This is a genomic window from Streptomyces doebereineriae (assembly GCF_031845645.1).
In the GTDB taxonomy this organism is placed as follows: Bacteria; Actinomycetota; Actinomycetes; order Streptomycetales; family Streptomycetaceae; genus Streptomyces; species Streptomyces canus.
In genome coordinates this window covers 37148-54294 of the sequence record NZ_JAVREZ010000014.1, presented here as the reverse complement: position 1 = coordinate 54294, position 17147 = coordinate 37148, and the positions used below count along the sequence as shown (strand labels likewise).

Here is a 17147-nt window from a genome sequence, read left to right as displayed (position 1 = left end):
TTCAAACACGTGTCGGGATGGCAGTCTTGGGGCATGCGTCGACCCTTCGCCCTCCTCGCCGGGACCCTGCTCGTGGGCGCCTTCACCCTGCCCGCCGCCGTGCCCGCCTCCGCCGCCGACGGGGACGGGAAGGGGGACAAGGGCTTCACCATCAGCGATCCCCGGATCACCGAGTCCAGCGGGCTCGCCGCCTCGCGGCAGCACCCGGGCATCTACTGGACCCACAACGACCAGGACACCGGCGCGTACCTGTATGCCGTCGACAGCTCCACCGGCAAGACCGTCGCCAGGATCACCATGACCGGCGTGGGCACCCCGCGTGACGTCGAGGCCATCGCCATCGGGCCCGACAACCAGATCTGGGTCGGCGACATCGGCGACAACGACGGGGTCACCTGGCCCTATGTGTGGATCTACAAGCTGCCTGAGCCGAAGGTCCTCAAGGACCAGTCCGTCAAGGCCACTCAGTACGTCGTGAAGTACACCGACGGCTCGCGCGACGCCGAGTCGATGATCGTCCAGCCCAAGACCGGGCGCGTCTACATCATCGACAAGCACGAGGACGGCGGGCATCTCTACGAGGGGCCCGCCACCCTCTCCCCCTCGGGGACGAACGTCTTCAAGCCCGTCAAGCCCGTCGACCTGTGGGCGACCGACGCCGCGTTCTCGCCCGACGGCAAACAGCTCGTCGTACGCGGATACCTCGGCGGTATCTGGTACGACTGGAACGGCGGCGACATCAAGCGCGGCGGGCGGATCAGCGTGCCGCTCGGGCAGGGGGAGTCCGTCTCCTACTCGCCCGACGGGACCAAGATCCTGCTCGGCATGGAGGGCGCGGACAGCGAGGTGGAGGCACAGGACGCACCCGGGGACGGAGGCTCCGAGTCGCCCTCCGGGAACGGGAGTTCCTCGGCCTCCGGAAGCGACGGCGGCGGGACCTCCGACGGCACCATCAAGATCGGCGCCCTCGCCCTGGGAGCCGTCGCCGCCCTCTTCGGACTGCGGCGGCTGTTCCGGCGCTCATGAGCCCTCGCGCCGGCCGGCCACGAGCACCTCGAGCCCGTCCAGGATCCGCTGGAGTCCGAACTCGAAGTGGTCGAACTCCGGGCTCCACGTGTCCTCGGCGAGGGAGCCGAGGACCGGGTAGCGGCCGGTGGCCATGACCTTCTCGATGAACGGGGCCTGGGCCGCGAAGAAGTCCGCGGTCGTCATGCCCGAGGTGCGCTCCGCCTCCCGCTGGTAGACCTGCGTGCGCGCGGCCCCGACGACGTACCCGTCGACCATGATGACCGCCGACACCAGCTCGGGATCGGTCAGGCCCATCGGGCGGATCCGGCCGAGCACCTTCTCCATGCCGTCCAGCGCGCTCGGGCCGAGCAGCGGGCGGGCCTGGTTGACGCCGAGCAGCCAGGGGTGGCGGGTGTAGAGGGCGAGCGTGGCGCGGGCCATGGCCTCCAGGGCGGAGCGCCAGCTGCCGTCGCCTAGGTCGGCCGGGTTCTCGGAGGGGCGCTGGACGCGGTCGAGCATCAGGTCGAGCAGCTCGGCCTTGCCCGGGACGTACCGGTACAGGGACATCGCGCCGGTGCCGAGCTCGGTGGCGATCCGGCGCATCGAGACCGCGTCGAACCCCTCCTCGTCCGCGATCCGGACGGCCGCTTCCACGATCCGGTCCAACGTCAGCCCCGGCTTGGGACCCCGGCTGGGCCGTGGAGCCCCGTCCCACAGCAGCTCGAGCGTGCGGACGATGTCCCCGCTGCCACTGGTGTCCCCGCTGCTCGTCATGGTGTGCAGCTTAGTTCCGGGCTAAAACTGAGTACAGCGTACGCGCAATCGGGTACGCTGTACTCAGTTAAGGAGCGAAGGGGGAACCCATGACCGACCACGGATACGCCGTCCACGCCGAGGGGCTGGAGAAGCGCTACGGCGAGAAACGCGCCCTCGACGGCTTCGACCTCGCCGTCCGCGAGGGCACCGTGCACGGCCTGCTCGGGCCGAACGGCGCGGGGAAGACCACGGCGGTCCGCATCCTGTCCACGCTGATCCGGCTGGACGGCGGCCGGGCCACCGTGGCCGGACTGGACGTGGCCCGGCAGGGGCGCGAGGTGCGGTCGAGGATCGGGCTCACCGGTCAGTACGCCGCCGTGGACGAGGTCCTCACCGGCCGGCAGAACCTGGAGATGTTCGGGCGGCTGTTCCACCTCGGCGGGCGGCGGGCCAAGCAGCGGGCCGCCGGACTCCTGGAGCAGTTCGACCTCACCGACGCCGCCGACAAGGGCGTAGGGAAGTACAGCGGCGGTATGCGGCGCCGGCTCGACCTCGCCGCCTCCATGATCCTCGCGCCCGCCGTGCTCTTCCTCGACGAGCCGACGACGGGCCTGGACCCCCGTAGCCGCGGCGAAGTCTGGGAGTCCGTACGGGCGTTGGTGGCGAGCGGCACCACCGTGCTGCTGACCACGCAGTACCTGGAGGAGGCCGACAAGCTCGCCTCCCGCATCACCGTCATCGACCAGGGCCGGGCCATCGCCGACGACACGCCGGACGGGCTCAAGGACCGGGTCGGCGGCGACCGTATCGAGGTCGTGGTCGCCGAACGGTCCGAGATCCCGCGCGTGGTGAAGGTCGTCGCCCGGGTCTCCGACGGCGAACCCGAGGCGGAGGAAGGGGAGTTGCGAGTGCACGCCCCCGTGGTCGACCGCGTCTCCGCGCTCACCGAAGTCGCCCGCACCCTCCAGGACGAGGGCGTGCGGGTCGAGGACATCGGGCTGCGCAGGCCGAGCCTCGACGATGTGTTCCTGCGCCTGACCGGACACCGGACGGAGAAGGAGACGGCTGCATGAGCACCATGGAGGCCACCCACGGCCGTACCTACTGGGTCCTCGCCGACGTGTGGAACATCGTCCGCCGCGGCCTCACCCACTACCAGCGCCAACCCATCAACATCGCCTGGCAGTTGGGCTTCCCGATCCTCTCCGTCCTGCTCTACGGCTATGTCTTCGGCAGCGCCATGCAGGTGCCCGGCGGCGGGGACTACAAGGACTTCCTGATGCCCGGCATGTTCGTGATGACGATGGCGTTCGGCTTCATCAACACGGCCACCCTCGTGGTGTACGACGCCACGAAGGGCGTGATCGACCGGTTCCGCTCGATGCCGATGGCCTCGGCCGCGGTGGTCGCGGGGCGCGGGGTGACCGATCTGCTCGTCGCCTGTGCCGAGTTGGCGATCATGATGCTCACCGCGGTGGCCATGGGCTGGCGGCCCGACGGCGGGCTCGGTTTCCTCGCCGCCTTCGGACTGCTGCTGTGGCTCAGGTTCGCGCTGATCTGGATCGGGGTGTGGCTGGGCCTGATGGTTCCCAACCCGGAGGCGGCGGGCGGCCTGTTCGCGGTCGCCTTCCCGCTCACGATGATCTCCAGCATCTTCGTCGCACCTCAGCTGATGCCCGACTGGCTGGGCGCGGTGGCCGCGTGGAACCCGATCTCCTCGACCGCTGCCGCCAGCCGCGACCTGTTCGGCACGCCGGTGGGCGGCGGGGACTCCTGGGTCGAGCAGCACGCGCTGCTGATGGCCGGGGTGTGGCCCGTCGTGCTCACGGCGATCTTCCTGCCGCTGGCGGTACGGAGGTTCCAGAAGCTGAGTAGGTGACGTCCCGCGCACAAGTGACGTCCCATGTCTTGACGTGTCCATGTGACCTGACTTCCATGGGGGGTGCAGGGCAGTGGGAGCGCTCCCACAGAGTTCCGGGCCCGCGCCTCCCGAGAGGAAGCAGCGAACATGTTCCGCAGCTTGCGAAGAGCGCTGTGTGCGGTGGCGGCGGCGCTCCTGTTACCGCTGGGGACCGCTGGTCTTCAGTCGGCCCACGCCGCCGAGACGGCCGGCGCCGGCTACTGGCACACCGGCGGCCGCCAGATCCTGGACGAGTCCGGGCAGCCGGTCCGGATCGCCGGGATCAACTGGTTCGGCTTCGAGACCGGCAACTACGCCGTCCACGGCCTCTGGTCCCGCGACTACAAGTCCATGATCGACCAGATGAAGTCGCTGGGCTACAACACCCTCCGCATTCCGTACAGCGACGACATCTTCAAGTCGGGGACGGTCCCCAACAGCATCGACTTCTCCAGCGGCAAGAACGCCGACCTCCAGGGGCTGAACTCCCTCGGCGTGCTGGACAAGATCGTGTCGTACGCCGGTCAGGACGGCCTCAAGGTCATCCTCGACCGGCACCGCCCGGACTCCGGCGGCCAGTCGGCGCTCTGGTACACCTCCGCGGTTCCGGAGTCGACGTGGATCGCCAACCTCAAGGCACTGGCGACGCGATACCAGGGCCAGGACACGGTCGTGGGCATCGACCTGCACAACGAGCCCCACGATCCCGCCTGTTGGGGTTGCGGAGACACGGCCACGGACTGGCGCCTCGCCGCCCAGCGGGCCGGGAACGCGGTGCTGTCCGTCAACCCCGACCTGCTGATCTTCGTCGAGGGCGTGCAGACCTTCAACGGTGTCTCCGGCTGGTGGGGCGGCAACCTGATGGGCGTCGCCCAGTACCCGGTGCAGCTGAATGTCGCGAACCGGGTCGTGTACTCCGCCCACGACTACGCGACGAGCGTGGCCCAGCAGAGCTGGTTCAGCGACCCGTCCTTCCCCGCCAACATGCCGGGGATCTGGGACAAGTACTGGGGGTACATCTTCAAGCAGAACATCGCCCCGGTGTGGGTGGGCGAGTTCGGCACCACCCTTCAGTCGAGCGTGGACCAGAAGTGGCTGGCGGCGCTGGTCTCGTATCTGCGGCCGACCTCGACGTACGGCGCCGACTCCTTTCACTGGACCTTCTGGTCGTGGAACCCCAACTCCGGTGACACGGGCGGAATCCTGAAGGACGACTGGCAGACCGTGGACACCGTCAAGGACGGGTATCTGGCGAGTGTGAAGGCGCCGGGCTTCCCGTCGAGCGGCGATCCAGGGGATCCGGGCGACCCCGGCGGCGGCACGGCGGCCTGCACCGCCTCCTACTCCGTCAGCAGCGACTGGGGGAGCGGGTTCAACGCCGAGGTGAAGGTGACCAATTCGGGGTCCACGGCCCTCTCCTCCTGGAAGGTGACGTGGACCTGGCCGGGCTCGCAGAAGGTCACCTCCATGTGGAACGCGTCGTACACCCAGACCGGCTCGACCGTGACGGCGACGAACGCGTCGCACAACGGGGCGGTACCGGTGGGGAGTTCGGCGAGCTTCGGCTTCGGGGGAGCGCCTGGGGGCGGAGGTGTGCCGAGTGTGAGCTGTACGGCCGCGTGAGGGCGGGGTGACGGGGCGCTCGGTGGGTGCCGAGCGCCCCGTCAACGGGGGATGCCGGAGCTGCTCTACTGACTCCTGGCTCATGGTTCATGGTTCATGTCAGGCTCGACCTGCGTGGGTCCCCCTGCGACCCCGTCCTCACTCCGGAAGGACACGATGAAGCTTCTCCTCACCGACTCCGGTGTCAAGAACGCGCGCATCCAGGACGCGCTGGTCGACCTCCTGGGCAAGCCGATCGCCGAGTCCAGCGCCCTGTGCATCCCCACCGCGGGGTACGGGGCCCCCGACGCTGATCCGGGCGGGCCATGGCGATTCATCAGTGGACGATCCCCCCTCCACATGACCGGGCTGGGGTGGAAGTCGGTGGGCGTGCTGGAGCTCACCGCGCTGCCCAGCATCGACGAAGCGCGCTGGGTCTCCTGGGTCCGGGAGGCCGACGCCCTGCTGGTCAACGGCGGTGACGCGCTGTACCTGGCTCACTGGATGCGGGAATCCGGGCTCGTTGAACTCCTGCCGTCGCTGCCCGACACGGTCTACGTGGGACTCAGCGCCGGGAGCATGGTGATGACCCCCCGCATCGGGCAGGACTTCGTGGGCTGGAAGCCGGCCACCGGAGGCGACAGCACACTGGGCCTGGTCGATTTCTCGATCTTCCCGCACCTGGATCATCCGGCCTGTCCGGAGAACACCATGGCCGAGGCAGAACGATGGGCGGCCGGGATCGGGGGTCCGGCGTACGCGATCGACGAGCAGACCGCCATCAAGGTGGCGGACGGAACCGTCGAGGTGGTCTCCGAGGGACACTGGAAGTTGTTCAACCCGACCTCGTGAAGCGCTCCTCCGTCGGACGTACGGGTTCGACCGCGTCCTCGGCCAGGCGGGCGGTGCGCTCGTCGAAATCGTGGCGGGCGCTCTGGATGGCGGTGATGTTGGCCTGCGACCAGTCGGTGATGGACTGGAGGAGCCCGCCCACCTCCCGCCCGAGGCCGGTCAGGCGGTACTCGACGCGCGGCGGCACGGTCGGGTACACGCTGCGGGTCAGCAGGCCCTCGCGTTCCAGGGCGCGCAGGGTCGAGGTCAGGACCTTCGGGGTCACCGTTCCAAGTAGACGCCGACCTCGGTGAGGACCGCAGCGTCCGCATCCGACACCCGCAGCCGGTCCCGGATCGCCACTCCGGCCGGGCCGGGCACCACGAACGACGCCGCCACCTCCCGCAGCCCGCCCACTCGTACACCCCCGCCCTGCCGAAGATCCCCGTCCACGGCAGTCAACGAGCAGCATCCGCAAAGGTCACCCATTCGACCCGCGAACTCGCGTTCCCTCCCGAAAGAGCAGGCAGCACACCCCCGTCGGCAGACCCTCCTGTCGCGCAGATGAACCACCGCATCCAGTACACGCGCTCACTCACGAACACCAGAAGTCACTTCTGCCAAGTCCAGCGGCAGCAGTTCCCAACCCCGTCCAGACGGCGCCGAAGTTCGGCGAACCGCATGGGACGGCCGTCCTCGAGGGCCACCAGCACCAGCATGGTCCACTTGCTCGCGATCAGCTCCAGCACGGCGCGGGTGGGGCAGTCGCGCAGGAAGACGTCCACGCCGCCGTGTTCTCTCAGGTCGAAGCCGGTATCCATGAAGAACCTCGATATCAGAGAAGTGCCTTCTTCCGCCGGGGGATTGGCGGCCGGAGGATGGGTGGCATGAAGCGTATGCATGCCATCGTCCAGTCCGTCTTCGGCGGCCCCGAGGTGCTGGGCTACACCGAGACCGACGTGCCGGAGCCCGGCCCCGCGGAAGTGCTGGTGCGGGTCGGTGGTGCCGGGGTCAATCCGGGGGACGCGGTGCTCAGGTCCGGCCGGGTCCCCGACCTGGTCGCCCTGCCCTGGACACCGGGCAACGACGTGGCCGGGACCGTCGAGCGGGTCGGTGCGGGGGTGACGCGGTTCGTGCCGGGCGACGAGGTGTACGGGATGCTGCCGGTCTCCCCGCGGGGCGCGTACGCGGAGTACACCGCCGCGCCGGCCGCCGCGCTGGCTCTGAAGCCGAAGAACCTCGACTTCGCGCAGGCCGCGGCCGTTCCCCTGGTCGCGATCACCGCCTGGCAGGCGCTGGCCGTGTTGGCCCGGGTCCGGCCCGGCGACCGGGTACTGATCCACGCGGCGGCGGGCGGCGTCGGCCATGTCGCGGTCCAGCTGGCCAAGGAGATCGGTGCCCACGTCATCGGAACCGCGCGTCAGGCCAAACACGGGTGGCTGCGCGAACTCGGCGCCGACGAGCTGATCGACTACACGGCCGGCGACTTCCGTACGGCCGTATCGCCGGTGGACGTCGTCCTGGACCTGGTGGGCGGCGCGTACGGGCCGCGCTCCCTCGACGTGCTCAAGCCGGGCGGGCTGCTCATCGGGGCGTCCATCGATCCCGGTACGGACGAACAGGAGGCCACCGGCCGGGGGTTGCGCTATGTCTGGGTCACGGCCGAGCCGTCCGGGCAGGCACTGGAGCCGATCACGGACCGTATCGAGGCGGGCCGCCTGGAGGTCGCCGTGGAACACACCTACCCACTGTCCGAGGCCGCCGCGGCCCACCACGCGATCGAGGAAAGGCGCACCACGGGCAAGCTGGTGCTGGTGCCGTGAGACGGCGGAGGCCTGACCAACTGGGTGTCCTCGGCGGCATGTTCACCCGTACGGTTGATCATGTAGGCATCCGGACGTAGAGCGTGTGTTCGCTCGGTTGCGTTCCGTCGCATGGTCAGTTCACAGCATGACGCCATGCATCGGATCTTCCGACAGGAGCCGGATCTCTTGGCCCGTCTCGTGCCGGAGGCGGGCGTCAGGTTCCCCGAGTACAGCTCGATCGAGCCGCTCGACACCGATCTCACCGAGATCAGGCCGTTGGAGCGTCGGGTGGACAGCTTCTTCCGGGTTCGTACGGTCGACGACGAAGGCGGGTTTCTGCTCGCTGTCGAGTCGCAGAGCCATCCGGACCCGGACAAGCACAACAGCTGGGCGTACTACTTGGCGCACATGTATGCCAAGTACCGGTTGCCGCCGATTCTGTTGGTGGTGTGCCGGGACAAGAAAACGGCGGAGTGGGCGAGGGACCCCATCCGAATCGGGCGCAGATTCCACACGAGCATGGAGGTGTTCCCCTTGGTTCTGGGGCCGATCGGCGTGCGCCCGATCACCGATCCGGAGGAGGCGGCGAAAGACCTGGCGCTCGCCACGTTCTCCATTCTCATCAACGCCAAGGACCCGGGCATCCTTGCGATACTGGACGCGGTGGCGCCGGTGCTGGGGCCCTACGCGGACTGGGCGGAATACGTCGAGATCGGTCTGGACGAAGGTCCCGGCCGCGAACACTGGAGGGAACTCATGGCCGTGTACACCCCGAATTTTCCCGGCAGTGGCAGCGTCATGGAGGAGGCGTGGCGCGAGGTCAAGACCGAGGGCAAGGCCGAGGGCAAGGCCGAGGACATTCTTCGGGTCCTTGAAGTACGGGGCGTCGAAGTCCCCGACTCCGTCCGGGAGCAGGTCATGTCCTGCACAGACCTGGAGCTGCTGGGCACCTGGTTCGACCGTTCCCTGACCGTGGAGACCGCTGAGGAACTGTTCGCCGACGAGTAGCCGGACCCACGTGAAGGGCGCCCCGCGGCAATGCGCCGGGCGCCCTCGTCGTCGTAGCTCTGGAAGCGGCTACAGCTTCTCGATGATGTAGTCGACGCACTTCGTCAGGGCCTCGACGTCCGCCGGGTCGATCGCCGGGAACATCGCCACGCGCAGCTGGTTGCGGCCGAGCTTGCGGTAGGGCTCGGTGTCCACGATGCCGTTGGCGCGCAGGACCTTGGCGATCGCGGCGGCGTCGATCTCGTCCGAGAAGTCGATCGTGCCGATGACCTGGGAGCGCTTGGCCGCGTCGGTGACGAACGGGGTCGCGTGCTTGGACTCCTCCGCCCAGCTGTACAGACGCGTCGAGGAGTCCTTCGTACGGGCCGTCGACCACGCGAGGCCGCCCTGGCCGTTGATCCACTCCAGCTGCTGGTTCAGCAGGAAGAGCGTGGCGAGGGCCGGGGTGTTGTACGTCTGGTTCTTGCGGGAGTTGTCGATCGCCGTCGGCAGCGAGAAGAACTCCGGGACGTGGCGGCCGGACGCGTGGATCCGCTCGGCGCGCTCGATCGCCGCGGGGGAGAACACGCCGATCCACAGGCCGCCGTCGGAGGCGAAGGACTTCTGCGGGGCGAAGTAGTAGACGTCCGTCTCGGACACGTCGACCGGGAGGCCGCCGGCGCCGGAGGTGGCGTCCACGAGGATCAGCGCGCCCTCGTCGGCGCCGGCCACCCGCTTGATCGGGGCGGCGACACCGGTGGAGGTCTCGTTGTGCGTGAACGCGTACACGTCCACGCCGGCCTCGGCCTGCGGCTCCGGGTGGGTGCCCGGGTCACTGGAGATCACCGTCGGCTCGGCCAGCCAGGGGGCCAGCTTCGAGGCCTTGGCGAACTTCGAGCTGAACTCGCCGAAGGTCAGGTGCTGCGACTTGTTCTCGATCAGGCCGTGCGTCGCGACGTCCCAGAACGCGGTGGAGCCGCCGTTGCCGAGGACGACCTCGTAGCCCTCGGGGAGGGAGAAGAGCTCACTGATGCCCTCGCGCACCTTGCCGACCAGGTTCTTGACCGGGGCCTGGCGGTGGGAGGTGCCGAGGAGGGAGGTACCGGTTGCGGCCAGCGCGTCCAGCGCTTCCGTCCGCACCTTGGAGGGGCCCGCGCCGAAACGACCGTCGGCGGGCTTGATGTCAGCGGGAATCTGGATCTCAGCCACGAGGGGAGCGTAGCCGTTGGAGGAAACCTGGTCGAAACGTAGTCCGTCGGGTGAGACGCGGCGGTGTTGACCGGACTGGTTTGCTGGAGTCATGACGGATCTTGAGGCCGATCTGCGGAAGGCCGTCCGGGGGGAGGTCGGTTTCGACGTCACCTCCCGGGCCCTGGTCACCATGGACGCGTCCAACTACCGGCGGGTCCCGCTCGGGGTGGTCGCTCCACGGGACGCCGACGACGTGGCCGCTGTACTGGAGGTCTGCCGCACCCATGGCGTCCCCGTCGTTCCCCGCGGCGGCGGTACCTCCATCGCCGGACAGGCCACCGGTACCGGGGTCGTGCTGGACTTCACCCGGCACATGAACCGGGTCCTCGCGCTCGATGCCGAGGCGCGTACCGCCGTCGTCCAGCCCGGGCTCGTGCTCGACCGGCTCCAGGACGCCGCCTCGCCGCACGGGCTGCGGTTCGGGCCCGACCCCTCCACCCACAGCCGGTGCACGCTCGGCGGAATGATCGGCAACAACTCGTGCGGCTCGCACTCGGTGGCCTGGGGGACGACCGCGGACAGCGTGGCGGAGCTGGACGTCGTCACCGCGCGCGGACTGCGGCTGCGGCTCGGACAGGAGTGGGCCGGGGCGCCGACGGGGCTGCGGGAGCTGGTCGACGGGGAACTGGCACGGCTGCGGACCGGCTTCCCCGAGCTGCCCCGCCGGATCTCCGGGTACGCCCTGGACGCCCTCCTGCCGGAACACCGGGCCGACGTCGCCCGGTCCTTCTGCGGCAGCGAGGGCACCCTGGGCGTCCTCACCGAGGCCGTCGTCCGGCTGGTGGAGGCGCCACGCGCGCGTGCGCTCGCGGTCCTCGGGTACGCGGACGAGGGCGCGGCCGCCGAGGCAGCGGCGGGATTGCTGGTGCACCGCCCCCTGACGGTGGAGGGCATGGCGGCCGACCTGGTGCCCTCGGCGGCCGCGCTGCCGCGGGGCGGCGCCTGGCTGTTCGTGGAGACCGGCGGCTCCGCCGAGGCCGAGGCACGCGCGCGTGCGGAGGAGATCGTGCGCGCGGCCGACGTCCTCGACGCGCTCGTGGTGACCGACCCGGCGGGGCAGCGGGCCCTGTGGCGCATCCGCGAGGACGCCAGCGGTACGGCGACACGGATGCCGGACGGTTCCGAGGCCTGGCCCGGCTGGGAGGACTGCGCGGTGCCGCCGCAGCGGCTGGGCGCGTATCTGCGGGACTTCCGCGGACTGCTCGTCTCCCACGGCCTCAGAGGCACCCCGTACGGACACTTCGGCGACGGCTGCATCCACGTCCGCATCGACTTCGACCTGCTCACCGGGCCCGGCATCGCCCGCTTCCGGCGCTTCTCCGAGGAACTCGCCGACCTGGTGGCGGCGCACGGCGGCTCGCTGTCCGGAGAGCACGGGGACGGGCAGGCGCGGGCCGAGCTGCTGCCGAGGATGTACGGCGAGGAGATGGTCGCCCTCTTCGAGCGGGCGAAGGGCATCTGGGACCCGGACGACCTGCTCAACCCGGGGATGCTGGTCCGCCCGGCCCCCCTCGACACCAACCTCCGCTTCTCCGTCCTGCCCCGCGAGCCGGTCGAGGTCGCCTTCGGGTACCCGGCCGACGGCGGTGACTTCTCCGCCGCCGTACGGCGCTGCGTCGGGGTCGCGAAATGCCGTACGACCTCGGCGACCGGGTCCGCCGTCATGTGCCCGTCCTTCCGGGCCACCGGCGAGGAGGCGCACTCCACGCGCGGGCGTGCCCGGCTGCTGCACGAGATGCTGGCCGGTGAGGCGGGCGAACTGGTCACCGACGGCTGGCGCTCCGAGGAGGTGCGCGAGGCGCTGGACCTGTGCCTGTCCTGCAAGGGCTGCCGCTCCGACTGCCCGGTCGGGGTCGACATGGCCACGTACAAGGCGGAGTTCCTGCACCACCACTACGCCGGTCGACGGCGCCCGGCCGCCCACCACAGCATGGGCCGGCTGCCGAGGTGGCTGCGCGCGGTGGACCGTATGAGAGCGGCGGCGGTGGTCAACGCCCTTGCTTCCGTAGGGCCGTTGGCGGCTGTCGCCAAGCGGCTCGGCGGGATCGCGCCCGAGCGGCGGATCCCGAAGGTGGCGACGGAGACGTTCAGCCGGTGGTGGGACAGGCGAAAGGCCCGGGGTGCCGGTGGTGAACCGGTCATCCTGTGGCCGGACACCTTCACCGAGCATCTCTCACCGTCCGTGGGACAGGCGGCCGTACGCGTGCTGGAGGCGGCGGGGTTGCGGGTGGTGCTCCCTCCCACCGTGCACCTGGAGAAGGCGCCGGTGGGCGACGGCAGGACGGTCGCCCTCGACCCGGTGTCCCTCCTGCGCGGCCGGGGCCGGGTCTGCTGCGGCCTGACGTACGTGTCGACGGGGCAACTCGACCGCGCCCGTGCGGTGTTGCGCCGCACCCTCGACCTGATGGCTCCGGTGCTGGAGACCTCGGCCCCGGTCGTCGTCCTGGAACCGAGCTGCGCGGCCGCGCTCCGCACCGACCTGCCGGAACTGCTGCACGACGATCCGCGGGCCGCCCGGCTCGCCTCCCGGGTCCGCACCTTCGCGGAGGCGCTGGAGCAACTCGCCCCCGGCTGGCGGCCACCGGCCCTGGACCGGCCGGTCGTCGGCCAGACCCACTGCCATCAGCACGCCGTCCTGGGCGACTTGGCCGACCGCCGGCTGCGCGAGGCCGCGGGCCTCACCGGCGACCTGGCCGGCGGCTGCTGCGGCCTGGCCGGCAACTTCGGCTTCGAGAAAGGGCACTTCGAGGTGTCACGGGCCTGCGCGGAGGATCAACTGCTGCCGGCGGTACGGCAGGCAGCCGAGGACGCGGTGGTGCTGGCCGACGGATTCTCCTGCCGTACGCAGCTGGAACAGCTGGCCGGGGTGCGGGGGCGGCATCTGGCGGAGGTGCTCGCGGAGGCGCTGCGGAGCGGTGAACGTGCCGATGTGGTGGGCGGCCCGTGAAGGGATCCGGCGGGCGTTGCCTACTGATCAGTCATGTTTTAGGTATCAAGGAGTTCACAGCACGCACATAAGTGAAAGGGCGGACTCCGTCCCATGACACCCCCCACCAAGAAGCTGCTGCGCCGCGCACCGGCCGTCCTCGCCGCCGGACTCGCGGCGGTACTCCCCTTCGCCGGCACGGCGAGCGCCTCCCCGCTCGTCGGTCACGCCCACCGCACCGTCACCGCCGCCGACGGCGAGACCTTCCACCTTCGGCTGACCGCCGAGTCCACGTTCCTGCCCGCGGCGGGCGGCACGGTCGATGTCCGGGGCAAGGGCTACAACCGCGCGCAGGGCATCTTCCTCGCGTTCTGCGTGATCCCCGACGGCGTCGTGGCCGGCGACCCCTCGACGTACACCACCCTCCCCACCCCGTGCCTCGGCGGCCGCGAGTCGACGGACGGTTCGGCCCGCCGCATCACCGACCAGGGCACGGGCACGCCCGGCGTCACGATCCCCTACGAGAAGGGCGGCCGGTTCACCACGACCCTCGACCTCAAGCCCGAGATCGCCGACGGCGTCGTCTGCGACGCCACCGTGAAGTGCGCGATCGTCACCCGCGCCGACTACACGGCCACCGGCAACCGGCTCTACGACCAGTACATCCCGGTGCACTTCGCACCGGCCGACCAGGGCTGAGCGCACGCGGGCGCGGTGCAGAGTGGGCCCATGACCGACACCACCCTGCACCGCGTCGCCGTCCTCTCCGACATCCACGGCGTGCTCCCCGCGCTGGAGGCCGTCCTGGCCGAGCCGGAGGTGGCCGCCGCCGAGCGGATCGTGCTGACCGGGGACATCACCGCGGGACCCCAACCGGCGCAAGTCCTGGCCCTGTTGAGGGCACAGGGGGAGCGCGTGCTGTGGATCGCGGGCAACGCGGACCGGGAGCTCGTCGAGTACCGCAGGGGAGAACGGCCGGAGATCCCCGACCCGATCGGCGCCTACGCCGCAGCCCAACTCACCGACGAGGACGTGGAGTTCCTGGCCACCCTCGCCACCACCCTCACCCTCACCGTCCGCGGCCTCGGCGAGGTCCTCTTCTGCCACGCCACTCCCCGCGACGACGAGGAGATCGTCCTCGTCGACTCACGCCCCGCCCGCTGGACGGAGGTCCTCGCGGACGTCCCAGGCACCGTCCGCACGATCGTCTGCGGCCACACCCACATGCCGTACGTCCGCCTCGCCCACGGCCGCCTGGTCGTGAACGCCGGCAGCGTCGGCATGCCGTACGGCCGCCCCGGCGCCCACTGGTGTCTGCTCGGCCCCGGCACCGACCTGCGGGTGACGCCGTACGACATCCCGGCGGCCGTCGAGCGACTCGTCGCGGAGTGCGACTGGCCGGGGATCGCGGAGTGGGCGGACTACTACCTCAACGCACGGGCGACGGACACGGAGGCGCTGGAGGCGTTCGGGGTGCGAGACGGGAGGGCGGGCTCGTAGGCCCCGTTGGGATACTCCGGGAGTGGAAACGAACACACGTCTCACCGACTGGACCCTGCGTGCCGCGACACCGGCCGATGTCGAGGTCATCGTGGAACTGCGGGCGGTGGTGATGCGCCCCGACCTGGAGCGTCTGGGCCGGTTCGACGAGCATCGGGTACGGCAGCGGTTCCGGGACGCCTTCGTCGAGCGGCACATGTCGATCATCATGGCCGAGGGGCGTTTCGCCGGCTGTGTCGCACTGCGGCCGGCCGCGGACGGCCACTGGCTGGAGCACTTCTTCATCGCCCCGGAACTCCAGGGCCTCGGCCTCGGCTCGGCCGTCCTGCGCAGCCTCCTCGCACGGACCGACGCCGACGGCGAACCCGTCCGCCTGAACGTCCTCCAGGGCAGCGCGGCCCGACGCCTGTACGAGCGGCACGGCTTCACCGTGGAGAGCGAGGACCCGGTGGACGTCTTCATGGTGCGGGGGCCGCGCCGGTAGCGGTTCGGGGGTTGCAACTGAGCTACCGGGACAGTCGTATAACGGGTTTACGCACATGACTAGGTCCACTATCGTGAACTGAGTAGTGCATCATGATGGACGAACCCCGAGTCGATCCCTGGAAGCCCCGTGACCACCTCCAGCAGCGCCCCGACGTCGTCGCCGACCCCGGTGGGCAGCACGCCCGCCCACGGGCCCCGCCGCTCCAGTTCCCTCGGTCCCGTCGGCCTGGTGCTCGCCGGGGGCGTCTCCGTGCAGTTCGGTGCGGCGCTGGCCGTGACCCTGATGCCGAGGGCGGGCGCCCTCGGGGTCGTGACCCTGCGGCTGCTGGCGGCCGCGGTCGTCCTCCTCGTCCTCTGCCGCCCCCGGCTGCGCGGGCACTCCCGCACCGACTGGGGCACGGTCGTCGTCTTCGGCCTCACCCTGGCCGCGATGAACGGCCTCTTCTACCAGGCCGTCGACCGCATCTCCCTGGGCGCCGCCGTGACCCTGGAGTTCCTCGGGCCCCTCGCCCTCTCGGTGCTCGCCTCCCGCCGCGCGGTCAACACCGTCTGGGCCGGACTCGCGCTCGCCGGTGTCTTCCTCCTGGGCGGCGGGGACTTCGGCGACCTGGACCCGGCGGGCGTCGCCTTCGCGCTGGGCGCGGGCGCCATGTGGGCGGCGTACATCGTCTTCAGCGCGCGGACCGGCCGCCGTTTCCCGCAGGCCGACGGCCTCGCCCTGGCGATGGCGGTCGGCGCGCTGGCGTTCCTGCCGCTCGGCATCGCGGAGTCCGGCACCAGGCTCCTCGACCCGGTGACCGTGGGCCTCGGTGCGGCGGTGGCCCTGATGTCCTCCGTCCTGCCCTACACCCTCGAACTCCTCGCCCTGCGCACCCTGCCCGCCTCCACCTTCGCGATCCTCATGAGCCTGGAGCCGGCTCTGGCCGCCCTCGCGGGCTTCCTGATCCTCGACCAGTCCCTGTCCACGCTTCAGGCCCTCGCCGTCGCGCTCGTGATCGCGGCGAGCATGGGAGCGGTCCGGACTCAGGTGGGACGTGGCAAGGCAGCGCTCCCGTCGGTCGACTGACCGAGCCGGGGCCGACTGGACTGTCGTAGGCCGTCGGGGAGCCCCGCGATGGAGTTGCGGGCGTAGGCCGCGCGGGCCCGTCAGCGCGGACCGTGTAGTGCAGGGCCAGGACGCCCCGCTGCCAGTCCCGACGAACCCACCACCGGCCTCGCCTGCCCGCTACGCCCACCGCGTGATCGCCCTCGACGACAGCCGTATCACTGAGACGGACGGCCACGACGAGCCGCTCGCCCGGGCCGGCCGATCAGTCCGCCACCTTCTCCCACACCGAGACGTGCGTCTCGCTCTCGCTCGTGAAGGGTGCGCCGCTCCAGTCCTCCCACCGGTCCCGCAGCCGCATCCCGGCCAGCCGCGCCATGAGATCCAGCTCCGCGGGCCAGACGTACCGGAAAGGGATGGTCCGGAAGGAGCCACGGCCGTCCTCGACCCTGACGTGGTTCGAGGCCATCGCCTGGGTGGCCACGTCGTAGGTGTCGAAGCCGAGGCGGTTCGCACCCACGTAGAACGGCACGGCGTTCTGGCCCGGCGGAAGCTTCCGCAGCTGGGGGACCATGACCTCCACGACGAAGGTCCCACCGGGTGCCAAATGCGCCGCGACATTGCGGAAGCAGTCCACCTGGGCGTCCTGGGTCGTCAGGTTCATGATCGTGTTGAAGACCAGGTAACCGACCGAGAAGGTGCCCGGCGCCCGGGCCGACGCGAAGTCGCCGATCGTCACCCCGACCGCCTCGCCGCCGGGCTTGGCCCGCAGCCGGTCCGCCATCGCCCGCGACAGCTCGATGCCGTGCACCTCGACCCCGCGCCCCGCCAGCGGCAGCGCGATCCGCCCGGTGCCGACGCCCAGTTCCAGGGCCCGCCCTGCGTCGGCGAGCTCCGCCAGCACCTTCACGGCCGGCTCGACCGCATCCGGCGCGAACATGTCCGCCGACGACTCGTCGTACGTCGCCGCGACGGACTCTCCGAAGTAACCGTCGTCATCGATCATCGGACGACCGTACTGCGGGGAGGGGCCGGGCGCCCCCGAATATC

At 70.5% G+C, this 17147-nt stretch carries 18 protein-coding genes; 12 read left to right on the top strand and 6 right to left on the bottom strand.

The genetic code is table 11. From position 1 onward, the window contains the following. Nucleotides 1–33: 33 nt before the first annotated feature. Complete coding sequence (locus RNB18_RS33365; RefSeq protein ID WP_311717835.1) at nt 34–1026, top strand: WD40 repeat domain-containing protein; 993 nt, start codon at nt 34–36, stop codon at nt 1024–1026. Here the strand turns inward: RNB18_RS33365 and RNB18_RS33360 are convergent. Continuing rightward, complete coding sequence (locus tag RNB18_RS33360; RefSeq protein ID WP_311717834.1) at nt 1021–1782, bottom strand: TetR/AcrR family transcriptional regulator; 762 nt, start codon at nt 1780–1782, stop codon at nt 1021–1023. The genes RNB18_RS33365 and RNB18_RS33360 overlap by 6 nt on opposite strands. Before the next feature lie 89 nt (nt 1783–1871). Here RNB18_RS33360 and RNB18_RS33355 point away from each other — a divergent pair, with 89 nt between their 5' ends. The 4 genes from RNB18_RS33355 to RNB18_RS33340 all read left to right on the top strand — a co-directional run bounded on the left by RNB18_RS33355 (nt 1872) and on the right by RNB18_RS33340 (nt 6118). Beyond that, nucleotides 1872–2837, top strand: coding sequence for an ATP-binding cassette domain-containing protein (locus RNB18_RS33355; RefSeq protein WP_311717833.1), 966 nt, complete (start codon nt 1872–1874; stop codon nt 2835–2837). Beyond that, complete coding sequence (locus tag RNB18_RS33350; RefSeq protein ID WP_311717832.1) at nt 2834–3643, top strand: ABC transporter permease; 810 nt, start codon at nt 2834–2836, stop codon at nt 3641–3643. Before RNB18_RS33355 ends, RNB18_RS33350 begins: the two co-directional genes overlap by 4 nt. Nucleotides 3644–3772: 129 nt before the next feature. Further along, the gene (locus RNB18_RS33345; protein WP_311717831.1) at nt 3773–5287 is read left to right on the top strand and encodes a cellulase family glycosylhydrolase; all 1515 of its coding nucleotides are present in this window, start codon (nt 3773–3775) and stop codon (nt 5285–5287) included. Between the two features lie 156 nt (nt 5288–5443). Then, nucleotides 5444–6118, top strand: coding sequence for a Type 1 glutamine amidotransferase-like domain-containing protein (locus RNB18_RS33340; RefSeq protein ID WP_311717830.1), 675 nt, complete (start codon nt 5444–5446; stop codon nt 6116–6118). Here RNB18_RS33340 and RNB18_RS33335 read toward each other — a convergent pair. The 3 genes from RNB18_RS33335 to RNB18_RS33325 form a co-directional block, all read right to left on the bottom strand. Further along, a complete protein-coding gene (locus RNB18_RS33335; RefSeq protein ID WP_311717829.1) occupies nt 6102–6383 on the bottom strand; it encodes a winged helix-turn-helix transcriptional regulator in 282 nt (93 codons plus the stop codon). The genes RNB18_RS33340 and RNB18_RS33335 overlap by 17 nt on opposite strands. Next, nucleotides 6380–6550, bottom strand: coding sequence for a hypothetical protein (locus RNB18_RS33330; RefSeq protein ID WP_311717828.1), 171 nt, complete (start codon nt 6548–6550; stop codon nt 6380–6382). Before RNB18_RS33330 ends, RNB18_RS33335 begins: the two co-directional genes overlap by 4 nt. 158 nt (nt 6551–6708) lie before the next feature. Then, complete coding sequence (locus tag RNB18_RS33325) at nt 6709–6918, bottom strand: winged helix-turn-helix transcriptional regulator (protein WP_311717827.1); 210 nt, start codon at nt 6916–6918, stop codon at nt 6709–6711. 66 nt (nt 6919–6984) lie between these two features. Between RNB18_RS33325 and RNB18_RS33320 the strand changes: the two genes are divergently transcribed. Together RNB18_RS33320 and RNB18_RS33315 are read left to right on the top strand one after the other, a co-directional pair. Next, complete coding sequence (locus RNB18_RS33320) at nt 6985–7920, top strand: NADP-dependent oxidoreductase (RefSeq protein ID WP_311717826.1); 936 nt, start codon at nt 6985–6987, stop codon at nt 7918–7920. A 168-nt stretch (nt 7921–8088) separates the two neighbouring features. Beyond that, the gene (locus tag RNB18_RS33315) at nt 8089–8910 is read left to right on the top strand and encodes an RpnC/YadD family protein (protein ID WP_311717825.1); all 822 of its coding nucleotides are present in this window, start codon (nt 8089–8091) and stop codon (nt 8908–8910) included. Between the two features lie 69 nt (nt 8911–8979). On the opposite strand, the gene serC is transcribed toward RNB18_RS33315, so the two are convergent. After that, the gene (gene serC, locus RNB18_RS33310; protein ID WP_311717824.1) at nt 8980–10098 is read right to left on the bottom strand and encodes a phosphoserine transaminase; all 1119 of its coding nucleotides are present in this window, start codon (nt 10096–10098) and stop codon (nt 8980–8982) included. A gap of 91 nt (nt 10099–10189) precedes the next feature. Here serC and RNB18_RS33305 point away from each other — a divergent pair, with 91 nt between their 5' ends. The 5 genes from RNB18_RS33305 to RNB18_RS33285 all read left to right on the top strand — a co-directional run bounded on the left by RNB18_RS33305 (nt 10190) and on the right by RNB18_RS33285 (nt 16118). After that, entirely contained in the window at nt 10190–13087 is a 2898-nt protein-coding gene (locus RNB18_RS33305) for an FAD-binding and (Fe-S)-binding domain-containing protein (protein ID WP_311717823.1), read from the top strand. Nucleotides 13088–13180: 93 nt separating this feature from the next. Further along, nucleotides 13181–13765, top strand: coding sequence for a hypothetical protein (locus RNB18_RS33300; RefSeq protein WP_311717822.1), 585 nt, complete (start codon nt 13181–13183; stop codon nt 13763–13765). A 30-nt stretch (nt 13766–13795) separates the two neighbouring features. Then, entirely contained in the window at nt 13796–14566 is a 771-nt protein-coding gene (locus RNB18_RS33295) for a metallophosphoesterase family protein (protein ID WP_311717821.1), read from the top strand. A 22-nt stretch (nt 14567–14588) separates the two neighbouring features. Then, nucleotides 14589–15050, top strand: a complete 462-nt coding sequence (locus RNB18_RS33290) for a GNAT family N-acetyltransferase (protein ID WP_311717820.1) — start codon at nt 14589–14591, stop codon at nt 15048–15050. 129 nt (nt 15051–15179) lie between these two features. Continuing rightward, nucleotides 15180–16118 carry an EamA family transporter gene (locus tag RNB18_RS33285; RefSeq protein WP_311717819.1) on the top strand — a complete coding sequence of 313 codons (939 nt, stop codon included), beginning with the start codon at nt 15180–15182 and terminating at the stop codon, nt 16116–16118. A 244-nt stretch (nt 16119–16362) separates the two neighbouring features. Here RNB18_RS33285 and RNB18_RS33280 read toward each other — a convergent pair whose 3' ends face one another. Continuing rightward, nucleotides 16363–17103: a class I SAM-dependent DNA methyltransferase gene (locus tag RNB18_RS33280; RefSeq protein ID WP_311717818.1), complete on the bottom strand. Its 741-nt coding sequence runs from the start codon at nt 17101–17103 to the stop codon at nt 16363–16365. Nucleotides 17104–17147 lie beyond the last annotated feature (44 nt).